The 13,410-nt window shown below is 34.3% G+C and carries 11 protein-coding genes, 1 tRNA gene, 1 rRNA gene and 1 pseudogene; 9 read left to right on the top strand and 5 right to left on the bottom strand.

Annotated features, from left to right (window positions below; translation table 11 throughout):
* Nucleotides 1–76, top strand: a 5S ribosomal RNA gene (gene rrf, locus AC1RP4_RS06370); the annotation flags it as partial.
* Nucleotides 77–146: 70 nt separating this feature from the next.
* On the opposite strand, the gene AC1RP4_RS06365 is transcribed toward rrf, so the two are convergent.
* Together AC1RP4_RS06365 and helD are read right to left on the bottom strand one after the other, a co-directional pair.
* Nucleotides 147–219 (bottom strand) — tRNA-Thr (locus tag AC1RP4_RS06365).
* A 47-nt stretch (nt 220–266) separates the two neighbouring features.
* A complete protein-coding gene (gene helD / locus AC1RP4_RS06360; protein ID WP_481761804.1) occupies nt 267–2,510 on the bottom strand; it encodes an RNA polymerase recycling motor HelD in 2,244 nt (747 codons plus the stop codon).
* Nucleotides 2,511–2,851: 341 nt separating this feature from the next.
* Between helD and trpS the strand changes: the two genes are divergently transcribed.
* Entirely contained in the window at nt 2,852–3,868 is a 1,017-nt protein-coding gene (gene trpS / locus AC1RP4_RS06355) for a tryptophan--tRNA ligase (protein WP_481761803.1), read from the top strand.
* A 45-nt stretch (nt 3,869–3,913) separates the two neighbouring features.
* A complete protein-coding gene (locus tag AC1RP4_RS06350; RefSeq protein ID WP_481761802.1) occupies nt 3,914–4,831 on the top strand; it encodes a Ppx/GppA phosphatase family protein in 918 nt (305 codons plus the stop codon).
* A 25-nt stretch (nt 4,832–4,856) separates the two neighbouring features.
* Here the strand turns inward: AC1RP4_RS06350 and AC1RP4_RS06345 are convergent, their stop codons facing one another.
* The 3 genes from AC1RP4_RS06345 to AC1RP4_RS06335 all read right to left on the bottom strand — a co-directional run bounded on the left by AC1RP4_RS06345 (nt 4,857) and on the right by AC1RP4_RS06335 (nt 7,188).
* A complete protein-coding gene (locus AC1RP4_RS06345) occupies nt 4,857–5,609 on the bottom strand; it encodes an amino acid ABC transporter ATP-binding protein (protein ID WP_481761801.1) in 753 nt (250 codons plus the stop codon).
* A 12-nt stretch (nt 5,610–5,621) separates the two neighbouring features.
* A complete protein-coding gene (locus AC1RP4_RS06340) occupies nt 5,622–6,323 on the bottom strand; it encodes an amino acid ABC transporter permease (protein WP_481761800.1) in 702 nt (233 codons plus the stop codon).
* 79 nt (nt 6,324–6,402) lie between these two features.
* The gene (locus tag AC1RP4_RS06335) at nt 6,403–7,188 is read right to left on the bottom strand and encodes a transporter substrate-binding domain-containing protein (protein WP_481761799.1); all 786 of its coding nucleotides are present in this window, start codon (nt 7,186–7,188) and stop codon (nt 6,403–6,405) included.
* A 114-nt stretch (nt 7,189–7,302) separates the two neighbouring features.
* Between AC1RP4_RS06335 and AC1RP4_RS06330 the strand changes: the two are divergent.
* The 6 genes and pseudogenes from AC1RP4_RS06330 to AC1RP4_RS06305 all read left to right on the top strand — a co-directional run.
* Nucleotides 7,303–8,574, top strand: a pseudogene (locus AC1RP4_RS06330) (hydroxymethylglutaryl-CoA reductase, degradative); the annotation flags it as partial.
* Nucleotides 8,575–9,549, top strand: a complete 975-nt coding sequence (locus tag AC1RP4_RS06325; protein WP_481761798.1) for an IpaB/EvcA family protein — start codon at nt 8,575–8,577, stop codon at nt 9,547–9,549.
* Complete coding sequence (locus AC1RP4_RS06320) at nt 9,549–10,028, top strand: NUDIX domain-containing protein (RefSeq protein WP_481761797.1); 480 nt, start codon at nt 9,549–9,551, stop codon at nt 10,026–10,028. Before AC1RP4_RS06325 ends, AC1RP4_RS06320 begins: the two co-directional genes overlap by 1 nt.
* 17 nt (nt 10,029–10,045) lie before the next feature.
* The gene (locus AC1RP4_RS06315; protein ID WP_409021927.1) at nt 10,046–10,378 is read left to right on the top strand and encodes a hypothetical protein; all 333 of its coding nucleotides are present in this window, start codon (nt 10,046–10,048) and stop codon (nt 10,376–10,378) included.
* A gap of 148 nt (nt 10,379–10,526) precedes the next feature.
* Entirely contained in the window at nt 10,527–12,560 is a 2,034-nt protein-coding gene (gene metG / locus AC1RP4_RS06310; RefSeq protein ID WP_481761796.1) for a methionine--tRNA ligase, read from the top strand.
* A 78-nt stretch (nt 12,561–12,638) separates the two neighbouring features.
* A complete protein-coding gene (locus AC1RP4_RS06305; protein ID WP_481761795.1) occupies nt 12,639–13,409 on the top strand; it encodes a TatD family hydrolase in 771 nt (256 codons plus the stop codon).
* Nucleotide 13,410: the final 1 nt, after the last annotated feature.

The raw sequence follows: 13,410 nt of genomic DNA, 5'->3' as shown, positions 1-13,410 counted from the left end.
CGAACACAGAAGTTAAGCTTCTTAGCGCCAAGAGTAGTTGGGGGTCGCCCCCTGCGAGGGTAGGACGTTGCCATGCTAATAATAAATAAAAAAAGGACATTAACATAATTGTTAATGTCCTTTTTTTATGCGATTGTAAAATAAAAAGCCGCTTACCGGATTTGAACCGGTGACCCCCACCTTACCATGGTGATACTCTACCTACTGAGCTAAAGCGGCATTACTATAAAAGTCTATAGTAATATTAAAAATAAATCAACCTAAATTTAAACAATCAAAACACTAGAATTATTTATGGAATTCGTAAGCAACGGAGATAGTGACTCAATGGAAAAGATAGTTAAGGTATGCATTGCTCGTGAACAAAGAGTATAAAGGGTACCAAGATCATTTTTTGAAATATAATTTTTTTTTGAAATATCAAAAGCAATAACAGAATCAAATTCCAAGCCTTTAGCTAAATAAATAGGTAATATTATTGTTTCTTCTGGAATTTTTCTGTCGCCATCTGTAACCATTGTTAATTTTACTAATGATCTGAGTTCACTATATAGTAATTTACATTCAGCCAAATTTTTAGTGATGATAGTTACTGGTTGGTTATTAGTATCACCATTTTTAATTAGGGCTATTAAAGATGCTAGTGCAGAAGCCCGGGTTTTACTAAAGTATATTTTAGGTAATTCGCCATGACGTGTGAATGATTCAATGCTATTTCCGTCTGGTAGCAATGATTTTGCAAAATTAGTAATTTCAAATGTTGATCGGTAACTTTTATTTAAAATAATTAAATTAGTTTTTTTAACTTGTAAAATATGATTTAAATTTTCTAAAAATTTAGCTGGTAAGATTAAATCATAGAATAAAGCTTGCTCACTATCTCCTAAAAGTGTTAATTTAGCGTTAGGAAAACAATTTTTTAAATATAAGAGTTGCAGCGGAGAGTAATCTTGAATTTCATCAATAAAAAGATGTTCGATATTTCTATTTTGACCATCACCCGTTAGTAAGTCTCGTAGCAATAGTAGTGGTGTGGCATCTAATAACGTGATTTTATGAAGCTCTAAGTTTGATTGGAATGATTTTTTTTCTTCTATTGAAATTGTAATTTCAAGGAATTTAGCATATTGCTCATAAATATCAATAAAATAATTATTGTAAATCGCATCATATACAATATTAAAGCGATCTTTTAATATAATGGTACCAATATATGATATTTCTTTATCAATACTATCAAATTCATCGCGTTCATAATCACTTAAATATGTTTCATATTGAGAATCAGATAACGAATCAATTTCTTCACGCATCCAATCAGATTCTGCCATTTCGGCAATTCTAGTTTTTAATCGTTTTGTTAGTGTATTTTTTGTTGCGGTAAATTTATCTGATGACAACATATTATGTGGTAGATGTGTAAATATATTAGCGATTTCTTCTTTTTTAAAGAACGGGATACCTTCATAAATGATATCTGTGAAGGCTAATTCAGATGAATCTACTGCATTTAAGTAATTTTCAATTGTTTTTTTTAAAAGTGCATTACCTCTTAAATCAGATGAAGCATGTTTATTGTTTGACTCATAATTTTCAAATAAGGTTTCAACCTTTAATCCTTGAAAACGATTAGAGAAGAATTCGGCTAACGTGACTTGTCTCATGTTCTTTTCGCCCAGGCTAGGTAGTACATCGGAAATATAGTGACTGAAAAGTAGATTTGGAGAAAATAATATAATTTGATCCGCATTTAGTGATGTTCTTGAGTGATAGAGTAGAAATGCAATACGTTGTAGAATAGCGGATGTTTTCCCACTTCCGGCAACCCCCTGGACAACTAATAAGTCACTTGTTGTATCTCGAATAATTGTGTTTTGTTCTTGTTGAATTGTAGAAACAATATTTTTCATCTGTGTGTCACTTTGTTCGCCTAAAACTTGTTGCAATAATTCATCGCCAATTGTTTCATTGGTATCAAACATCGATAGGATTTTACCTTCTTTAATTTGAAATTGACGTTTTTTGGATAATTCTGTCATTTGAGTTCCTTGTGGTGTCTTATAAGAAATATGACCCAATGCGCCGTTATAATAAATACTTGAAATAGGTGCACGCCAGTCATGTATTAGAAAATTTTGATGATCATCTACTAGAGAGGCTAGACCAATATAGAGTTGTTCCTGTTCTGGATCGCCATCGTCTTGGATGTCGATACGTCCAAAATAAGGTGAATCGCCTAATTGTTTTAAAGTATGAACCTGTTTTTCTAATATTTCTTCAGTTTGGATAGTCGTGGCGACCAATTGTTTCTGTTGTTGCACTTCGGCATTCGTTTCAATTCTATCATCAACTTCAAAAGTATTGATTTTGGCATTATCTACATAGTTTTTTTCAACTGATGAGGTTTCTTTATGTGCTTTTTCACATAGTTCGGCTGTTTTAATAGATTGGTGATTAATTTCAGTAATAATTGAATCAACTCTATTTTGTTCGATTTCTTCTTCTGACATCTTAATGCCCCCTTTGTACTATTGACCTAGTTTAAAGGTTTTTGAAATATTCGTCTAGTATTTAATATTATTTGATTTTTTCTGTTGAACACGCTACACTTACACTAATAGATAATTCATTGATTATTGCGAAGTAGGAACGCCAACTAGAACAGGGACATACTGATTTTGCTGGAAGGTATGGTGGCGGACTGAATTGGATATATGAGAATTTTGGGTAACCTCCTTATCGGTAAGTGGCAGAATTTTATTCTGCAATTTAGGTGGTACCACGAGACAGTCGTCCTATTGTTATTTACTAACAATAGGACTTTTTTTATAGATAGAAAGGGAGCGTAAATATGACAAAAAAAGTAGTCTTATCAGGGGATCGACCTACGGGGAAACTACATATCGGGCACTACATCGGTTCATTAAAGAATCGTGTTGAAATGCAAAATTCTGGTGATTATGAGATATTCATCATGATTGCTGATCAACAAGCTTTGACAGATAACGCACGTGATCCGGAAAAAATTAAAAATAGTTTAATTCAAGTAGCGTTAGATTATCTAGCGGTTGGTATTGATCCAAACAAATCAACTATTTTTGTTCAATCTCAAATTCCTGCATTAACGGAACTAACAAGTTATTACTTGAATTTGGTAACTGTTTCTCGCTTGGAACGTAATCCTACAGTTAAAGCTGAAATTCAACAAAAGAATTTTGAACGCAGTATTCCTGCCGGATTTTTTGTTTATCCGGTTAGCCAGGCTGCAGATATTACAGCATTTAAAGCAACAGTTGTACCTGTTGGCGATGATCAAGAACCAATGATTGAACAAACACGCGAAATCGTTAGAAGTTTTAATACAATTTATCAACAAGATATTCTTGTTGAACCAGAAGGTGTCTTCCCTCCAAAAGGGCAAGGACGTTTACCTGGATTAGATGGTAATGCAAAAATGAGTAAGTCACTAGGAAACGGGATTTTCCTTGCCGATGATGCGGAGACATTGAAGAAGAAAGTAATGTCAATGTATACAGATCCAGATCATATTCATGTTGAAGATCCAGGTAAAGTTGAGGGTAACATGGTATTTACTTATCTTGATATCTTTGATAAAGATACTGAAAAAGTTGCCGAACTTAAGGCCCAGTATCAAGCAGGTGGCTTAGGCGATGTTAAAATTAAACGTTATTTAAATGAAGTACTTGAAGCTGAGTTAGCTCCAATTCGTGAACGACGAGCTGAATTAGCTAAAGATCCTGAAGCCATTTATGCAATGTTAAAAGCGGGTAGTGATAAAGCTAATGCTGTTGCAAACCAAACATTGAACGAAGTTAGAGATGCGATTGGAATTAATTATTTTAACTAGTTCGGTTGTGAAACGTTTCTTTGATTTAGTATGAGGTGAGTAATAATGGAAAAGTTTGTTTTATTGGATTTGGGTTCAAATTCGGTTCGATTATCAATTAACGAACAACTTGATAATGGACAATTTAAAGAAATTAAGCGTTTAAAATCGGAAACACGATTATCTGAAGGGATGGGGAAATCCCGAGTGTTACAGGAACATGCGATGGCTAGGACAATTGAAGCCTTAGTTAGTTTTAAAAAACAATATGATATTTATGGACCGGTTGCTGTACATGGAATTGCCACTGCAGCTGTACGAATGGCTCGAAATCAAAAAGAATTTTTACGTCGAATTAAAGAGGCAGTTGGTGCTGATATTGAAGTTTTAAGTGGGGATGATGAAGCTTATTACGATTATATGGGTGTAATGGAAGCCTTACCAATTCATGATTGCTTGATTTTGGATACAGGTGGCGCAAGCAGTGAATTAATCCATGTGGTTAATCGAAAAGTGGTACATCTTGTGAGTTTGCCATTTGGTGCAGTGACTTTATCCGAAAAATATTTAAAAAATGAACAGATTACGAGTAAAGAATTATTTCAGTTAATGGAGTACTTGGTGACCGCTTTTCAAAAGTTGGAGTGGTTGAAGGAAGCAATGGAGTTGCCCCTCGTACTACTTGGCGGCTCAAATCGAATTATTGGACGTTTAAACCGCAAAAAACAGAAGCTAATTAATACGGAGGCAATTAATGGCTATCAATTGTCACGTAAGGCAGTTTCATTAACTTTTGAGGACTTGGTAGGCTTGACGACTAAAAAGCGTGCACAAGTCAGTGGTATAGCTTCTAACCGTGCGGATATTATTGTAGGTGGAATTGCACCAGTTGTTGTTCTGGGACAATATTTAAATTCTGTTGGTGTCATTTTTTCTGAAAGTGGTGTCCGAGAAGGTTATTTAACAACTAAATTAGGTAAATAAAAAGACATCAAAAATTGATGTCTTTTTATTTTGGTAAAATATCTTCGAATGTCATTGCTGATAAAAATTTTTGAATGCGTTCTGTAGGGTGATTGAAAAATTCGTCTGGTGAACCATTAAATAAGATATTGCCATCTTCTAGAAAAATGATATTATTGGCAACAGCTTTTGCAAAGGCCATATTATGAGTAACGATAACCATTGATTTTTTTTCTATATCCAACTTAAGTAGAACTCTTAAAACCTCTGCTTCTAATTCAGGATCTAGTGCAGAAGTTGGTTCATCAAATAATAAATATTTAGGATTCATTGCCATTGCTCTAGCAATAGCTACACGTTGTTGTTGACCACCAGATAACTGGCTTGGATAGTAATTAGCACGATCTGAAAGACCGACTAATTCTAAAAGTTCTTCAGCGCGTTGTGCAACAATTAATTTTTGTTCCTTTAAAACGTGAAGGGGTCCTTCCATAACATTTTTCAAAACAGTTAAATGAGGAAATAAGTTATAGTCTTGGAAAACCATACCTGTTTCACGACGAACTTCCAAAATTGTTTTTTCACTGATTGGTTGGGTAAAGTCGATCTTTTTATCATCTAATGAGTAGAGACCTTCTTCGGGTTGTTCTAATAAATTAAATGAGCGTAATAAGGTTGATTTACCGGAACCAGAAGGACCAACGATGACGGTTGTTTCGTTTTCTGGTAATTCAAATGACAACGATTTTAAGACTTTATGTTGGTCGAAGTATTTATTAACATTTTCAAATTTAATCAAAGTTAAGACCTCCTAGTTATTTTTAATGTAACGCGATGTTCTTTTTTCTAGATAATATTGACCAACGTTTAAAATTGAGCAAAAGACTAGATAAACGACCGCTACTTCACAGTATAAGGTCATAGGTTCATAAGTTCTTGCCGCAATTTGTTGACCAACGGAAAACATTTCGACAATCGTGATTGAGAAGGCTAATGACGTATCCTTTATTAAACCAATGAAACTATTTGATAAAGGTGGAAGTGAGACCCGTGCTGCTTGTGGTAAAATAACGCGAAATAACACGGTTGTGTGTGTCATACCAATGGCGTAACCAGCTTCCCACTGACCTTTTGAAATTGATAGAATAGCTGCACGAATTGTTTCCGATGCATAAGCACCAACGTTTAATGAAAAAACAATAACAGCGGCACTGAATGCGCCGAATTCAACTGTATAAGGTGCTGGTAATCTAGGTAGTCCATAAAATAGGATAAATAATTGCACAATCAAAGGCGTTCCTCTGAAAATCCAAACATAGAATGAAAAGAATGCTTTACCAATCCCTTTTAAAATTTGGGTGAAGGTACTGCCTTTTTTTATATCTGATATTCGAACTAGTGCGGTGATAATTGCGATGATGATCCCGATAACGAATGAAATTATCGTCAAAGGGATAGTGTAGCGAATTCCAGCTTCTAAAATGGTTGGGAGTGAATCAATAACAAGTTTCATAAACGCGGAACCTCTCTTAATCTATTATTAATAAAAAAAGACTGATGACAAAATGGATTTTGCACCAGTCCTTTTGGAATTATTTATTTGTGATGTCGCTACCAAAATATTTTTTTGATAGTTTTGATAATGAGCCATCAGCACGTAATTCTTTAAGTGCTTTGTTTAATTCTTTTTGTAATTTTGGGTTGTCCTGTTGGATTAAGCCAGCAACTTTTAATGCTGGAATTTCAGAACCTGTTGAAATTGTTTTAATGTTCGTATCAGGTTTTTCTTTTAAGTATGAATAGACAGCATCGTTACTGTTAATGGTACCATCAGCCCGACCATCTAGGATTAAACTGATTGTATTTGCAAAATCATCTGTTGAGACAACATCAGCACCAAGGCGTTCAGCATCGGCTCCATTTTCACTTGTAACCGTTTGTGCCATCTTTTTACCCTTAATATCTTTAATCGTTTTAATAGAAGAGTTATTATTTTTGACGACTAAAATTGATTTTGAATAAATATAAGGTGATGTAAAGTTGTATTTATCTTGACGTTCTTTTGTAACACCAACGTTGTTTAAAACAACGTCGTATTTGTTAGCATCTAATCCTGCAACTAATGAATCCCATTTTGATTCGATAAATTTAGGCGTTAAATCCATTTTTTTAGCTAATTGTTTACCAAGATCAACTTCGAAACCAGTTAATTTATTGTTACTATCGTGGTAACTATAAGGGCGGTAAGTACCTTCTAATCCGATTGTTAATGTACCCTTTGTTTGTGTTACATCGGATGCTGTATCTTTCGATTTACCGCAGGCGGTTAAAGCAAGAGCAATCAATAACACACTGGCAAGACTTAATATTTTTTTCATTTTAGTACGCCCCTTTTTTTAAAAGTAATATATTATCTATCTATAATAGCGTAAAATAAGCTAAGAAACCAATTATTTCTCTTACTAAAAGTAAAAACAACAAAAAGGACTAAGGTAATGACAAAATTTATAAAATTTTATCAAAAAAAATGGCATGATAGATTAATAACCTTATTAAATGACAATCTTATTTCAGATGATGAAAAATTAGAAATAGAAACGCATGCTCTTAATCATGAATTAGGGGATCAGATGACTGAAAATTATATAGCAGATTTTACCTTGCCAGAAGGTATTGCGTTTAATTATTTAGTTGATGGAAAAAAGATGACGGTCCCAATGGTAACTGAAGAACCTTCTGTAATTGCGGCAAATAATAATGGGGCAAAAATAATTGCATCTGCGGGTGGATTTACAACAAAAATTAAATCACGCTTAATGATAGGTCAAGTTATTTTAGAAAATATTGATGATGCGGATAACGTTATCAACCAAATTAATGAACAACAATTGAATTTAATTAAAATAGCGAATGCTGCTCGTCCTTCACTTGTAAAACGAGGCGGTGGCGCACGTTGGGTCAGAGTTCGAAAACTAGCAGCTGATCTAATTTCGGTAGATTTAGCAGTAGATGTTCAAGAAGCAATGGGCGCTAATAGTGTAAATACAATGATGGAGGCAGTTGGTGAAACGCTGCAAACACAGTTTAAACAAGACGTCCTTATGAGTATTCTATCCAACTACGCAACAGATTCATTAGTTGAATCAAGCTGCTCAATTCCTTTTACGTTGTTAGATTCTGCAGAAATTAGTGGTGAACACATAGCTAAGAAAATTGTCTCAGCAAGTCGAGTGGCTCAACTTGACCCATATCGTGCCGTCACACATAATAAAGGTATTATGAATGGGATTGATGCGGTTCTCATTGCTTCGGGAAACGATTGGCGTGCCGTTGAAGCAGGTGCTCATGCTTATGCTAGCCAAGATGGCCAGTATCGTGGCTTGACGAAATGGTCGATAGTCAGTGATAATTTAGTTGGCATAATTAAATTACCAATGCCCATAGGAGTTGTTGGGGGTTCGATTGATATTGTCCCAATGGTTCAAATTAATAAAAAAATGATGGGTATTCGATCAGCAAAAGAGCTTGCTAGTTTGGTTGCAAGTGTTGGGTTAGCTCAAAATTTAGCGGCACTTAAAGCACTTGTTTCTGAGGGTATTCAAAAGGGACATATGGGTCTTCAACTAAAATCACTGGCAGTTAAAGTTGGCGCTGTAGACGAAGAAGTGGCACAATTAACTGAGTTATTAAAAAATGAGAATCGACCAGATACAGAGGTTGCAACAAAAAAACTAAATGAATTAAGAAAAAAAGGGGATAATTAAATGGTTGAGATTACATTACACCAAAATACACAAAATTTAATTACTACAATTAAAGAACAATTTGATGGAGAAATTAAAATTCAATATGGTGGCGAAAAAGTTGGGTTTATTAAGCATCAACAAGTAGAATCTCGGTTAGAAGATGGAAATTTCATTATTAATGTGACTGATATTACAGCACCTGATTACTTGATTTCGCATGAACTATTCCATTTTTTCTTGCAACTTAATCAGGCACCTGAATTAATGTTAAAAATGACAACGGATGATTTTAATATCGACGATAAAATCAATGCGACGGCTGTTCAACTTTATGATACGGTTTTACATGGGACTATTTTTAGATTACAAGAAGAAAATGGGTTTATTGATGATAATATTAGAGAATTATTCTATCAAGGAATCTTGGCAACAGTGACTGCTGAACCTAAAGAAGGTAGCGGCCCAGATGAATGGGGAATGTACCGATTAATCACACTTTTAGATGCTTTGGTGTTCTTTCAAAATGAAGATATGGAACAAATTACTGAAAAATTCTTAGAATTTTACCCTATCGCAACAGATGCTGCACTTAAATTATTGGAAATCTTAACATCTAATGACTTACGTGCACCTTTTGAAGCTCGCCGAGCAACGGTTGCCTTATTTAAAGCCTTCGATGCACAACTTGAAGCGTGGAAATTACCAAAAATGTACTTAAATACGTTTGCAACGTTAACACCAGTTTTCAGTGAACGTCAATTAAAATTAGAAGTACGTCAATTGTTTGATATTATGCATTCTGAATTTAAAAGTAATGTTAATTTTGCGTCAGCTTATGTTGGTATTCAAAAGAATGATCAACAAAATGCATTTGTTATTACAGTACCTAGAAATGCGGATTCAAAAGAGGTTATTTTACGTACGTACGATATGACAGTGTTAGAATTAATGCAAACAATTAAGATGCGCTTTATAGTTAGAACTGCTGAATAATGATTGATTTAGCAAAATATAATCTAGCTGTTATCACAGCTGGAAACAACATTTTATTATTAAATCGTTTGAAAAAACCATATGTTGGTCTTTGGAATGGAATTGGTGGTAAACGTGAACCACAAGAATCTGAACTTGCAGGGATGCTTCGTGAATTATATGAGGAAACAGGAATCAAAATTACCGATTCTCAATGTAGACCAACGGGTTATCTTGAATGGTCAGTGGACGACGAATATCAAGCTACAATAGCGTTATTTCATATCTCTTTACAACAACCATTTGGAAAACAATATCCACAAAGAACACGAGAAGGTATTTTAGCAGACTTTCCAGTTGAATGGGCTTTGAATAAGCAAAACGTCGGACTAACACCTGATTTAGTTCCTGTGTTACCCTATATTTTAAAGGATGAATTTCATCGATATTTGACAAATTTTAATGGTTCACAATTAGTTGATTTTAAAATTAAATTATAGTGAAGGACTGTTGTAAAATGATTGAACACAGTGAAATTTTTACTCGATTAAATAATCTAAAGACTAGATTACAATGGCTAACTTATTTTCAGCGGTTTTTTGACTTCATTCTGTTTTACTTTGGTTTTTCTAGTTTTTTTGGTGGAAATCCAATAACGTTATTTGGAACAGTTTTCACAAAAGGTGAAGGGTTACTACTAACGTTGATGGTTGCGGCGATAACGTTTAGTATCACGGCACTGAAACAAGATCCAAGACGGGTTGGGCGGATTTTAATTACCATTTTAGATGGACAGCTATCTGAAAAAGAAATTATGATTATTCGTCAATTTCAAAAATATGCACGCTAATTTTAAAAGAGATAGTCTATGTTAAACTCACGGACTGTCTCTTTTTATTGCTTAAAATCGGCTGAAAACTATGATATACTGTTAAGGAGTTTATACAGAACGAATGTTAAAAAACACATGAAATACGATACGGAAAGGGTCTTAAAAAATGACAGAAAAACCCACATTTTATTTAACAACACCAATTTATTATCCATCTGGTAAATTACATATTGGAAATTCATACACAACAATTGCGTGTGACGTCTTAGCACGTTACAAACGCCAAAAAGGATATGATGTTTTCTTCTTAACGGGAACAGATGAACATGGTTTGAAAATCGAACAAAAAGCTGAAGAATTAGGGACAACACCACAAGCTTATGTCGACGGTATGGCTAGTGATATTAAAGAATTATGGAAAACCCTTGAAATTACAAATGATAAATTTATTCGAACAACAGATGATCAACATGAAAAAGCTGTGCAATATATCTTCGATAAATTACTTAAACAAGGCGATATTTATTTAGGAGAATACGAAGGCTGGTACTCTGTTTCTGATGAAGAATTCTTTACAGAATCACAGTTGGCTGAAGTTTTCCGTGATGATGACGGTAAAATGGTTGGTGGTAAAGCGCCAAGTGGTCACGAAGTTTCATTAGTTAAAGAAGAATCATATTTCTTTAAAATGAGTAAATATGCAGATCGTTTACTAAAATATTATGAAGATCATCCTGATTTTATTCAACCAGAATCACGTAAAAATGAAATGATAAATAATTTCATTAAACCTGGTTTGGAAGATCTTGCTGTATCTAGAACGACATTTAACTGGGGCGTAAAAGTTAAAAGTAACCCTAAACATGTTGTTTATGTTTGGATTGACGCTTTAGCAAATTATATTACAGCCTTGGGTTATGGTTCAGATGATACTGAACTATTTGATAAATATTGGCCTGCAGATGTTCAAATGGTTGGTAAAGAAATCGTGCGTTTCCATACGATTTACTGGCCAATTATTTTGATGGCGCTCGATTTACCTTTACCAAAACAAATTTTTGGTCATGGTTGGTTGTTAATGAAAGACGGTAAAATGTCTAAATCAAAAGGTAACGTTATCTATCCAGAAATGTTAGTAGAACGCTATGGATTGGATGCACTCCGTTACTACTTAATGCGCGCTGTACCATTTGGTAATGATGGTGTCTTCACACCAGAAGACTTTGTTTCACGTGTTAATTTTGATTTAGCTAATGATTTAGGGAACTTATTAAATAGAACTGTTGCGATGATTAACAAATACGATGGTGGTAAAATTCCAGCATTAAAGGGTAACGTAACTGAATTTGATGGAGACTTAGGTCAAACAGCTGAAGATACAATTACGGAATATACTGAATTAATGGATAAAATGGAATTCTCAGATGGATTAAATGCTATCTGGAAATTAGTTGCTAGAACAAATAAATATATTGATGAAACACAACCATGGGTTTTAGCTAAAGATGAAGCACGTAAAGCTGAACTTGATAGTGTTATGGTACATTTAGCAGCTAGTTTACGTGTGATTGCTGTCTTAATCCAACCTATTATGACGCATGCACCTAAAGAAATTTTTGAACAATTAGGTTTAGACACGGCAGATATGGCTATTGAAGAATTAAACTACTCTGATTTCCCAATGGACAGCGTCGTTGTTGAAAAAGGAACGCCTATTTTCCCACGCTTAGATGTTGAAGAAGAGATTGCCTATATTAAAGATCAAATGACAGTTTCAGATAAGAAGAAAGGGCGTAAAGCAATGGCAGTTAATGATACAGAGGATTCTTTAGATTGGAATCCAGAAAATGTGGCTCTAAACTTAACATTACCTCAAACGACATTTGATCAATTTGAGCCAAATGAATTAAAAGTTGCTGAAATTATTCAAGTTGAAAAAGTACAAAATGCTGATAAACTATTGAAATTTAGATTAGATGCTGGTGATCCTGATCATCGTCAAATCTTGTCTGGTGTAGCAGAGTTTTATCCTGAAACAGATGTCTTATTAGGAAAAAAAGTTGTGATTGTTGCGAACTTAAAACCGCGTAAGATGAAAGGCGAAATTAGCCAAGGAATGATTCTATCTGTAGAATACGATGGTAAATTGAAATTAATTACCGTTGATGAAGATATTAAAAATGGCGCAATTGTAGGCTAAATAAAGTAAGGACTGGAAACAAAACTTGGTTTTGCTCTAGTCCTTCTTCATTTTACTGCTAGAAAGGAGAGGTATCCCTTGGAAATATTTGACACACATACACATATTAATTCTGATGAATTTACAACGGAAATTCCTGAAGTTATTGAGCGTGCAAAAGCATTTGACGTGACTAAAATGGCAATTGTTGGATTTGATCAACCAAGCATTTTGAAATCACTAGAACTATCAAAAAGCTATCCTAATTTATATTCTATAATTGGTTGGCATCCAGAAGAGGCAAAAACCTACACACCGGAGACTGAAGAAGTTTTGATAGAACAATTACAGTCGCCAAAAGTTGTCGCAATGGGTGAAATGGGCCTAGATTACCATTGGGATACGTCTCCAATTGAAACGCAGAAAAAAGTTTTCAAACGTCAGGTTGAGATTGCGAAGGCGTTAAAATTACCAATTTCTATTCATAATCGAGATGCCTTTGAGGATGTTTATACAATCCTGAAAGAAGCTGATATTCGTGATATTGGTGGCATTATGCATAGCTTTAATGGTGATGCAAAATGGGCAGAGAAATTCTTAGACTTAGGGATGCATTTATCCTATAGTGGTATTGTGACTTATAATAGTGCTAAAGAAGTTCATGAAGCCGTTAAAGTGACACCAAGCAACCGAATTTTAATTGAAACAGATGCACCATATTTAACGCCAGAACCTTATAGAGGTCAGCGCAATGAACCAGGATACACAAGATACGTCTTGGAAGCTGTCGCAAAAATTCGAGAGAGTTCAAGTATTGATATGGCAGCGGCAACATTTAAAAATGCCGAAAACTTATTTAGGATAGGGTAAT

It is taken from the genome of Dellaglioa sp. CoH-56-MRSF-10 (genome assembly GCF_056782175.1).
This window is presented reverse-complemented; position numbering and strand designations above follow the sequence as displayed.

Excerpts from the sequence above, each read along its gene's own strand:
- AC1RP4_RS06340 (WP_481761800.1), bottom strand. The coding sequence starts at position 6,323 with ATGAAACTTGTTATTGATTCACTCCCAACCATTTTAGAAGCTGGAATT.
- helD (WP_481761804.1), bottom strand. The coding sequence starts at position 2,510 with ATGTCAGAAGAAGAAATCGAACAAAATAGAGTTGATTCAATTATTACT.
- trpS (WP_481761803.1), top strand. The coding sequence starts at position 2,852 with ATGACAAAAAAAGTAGTCTTATCAGGGGATCGACCTACGGGGAAACTA.
- AC1RP4_RS06325 (WP_481761798.1), top strand. The coding sequence starts at position 8,575 with ATGGTTGAGATTACATTACACCAAAATACACAAAATTTAATTACTACA.
- AC1RP4_RS06335 (WP_481761799.1), bottom strand. The coding sequence starts at position 7,188 with ATGAAAAAAATATTAAGTCTTGCCAGTGTGTTATTGATTGCTCTTGCT.
- AC1RP4_RS06320 (WP_481761797.1), top strand. The coding sequence starts at position 9,549 with ATGATTGATTTAGCAAAATATAATCTAGCTGTTATCACAGCTGGAAAC.
- AC1RP4_RS06350 (WP_481761802.1), top strand. The coding sequence starts at position 3,914 with ATGGAAAAGTTTGTTTTATTGGATTTGGGTTCAAATTCGGTTCGATTA.
- metG (WP_481761796.1), top strand. The coding sequence starts at position 10,527 with ATGACAGAAAAACCCACATTTTATTTAACAACACCAATTTATTATCCA.
- AC1RP4_RS06315 (WP_409021927.1), top strand. The coding sequence starts at position 10,046 with ATGATTGAACACAGTGAAATTTTTACTCGATTAAATAATCTAAAGACT.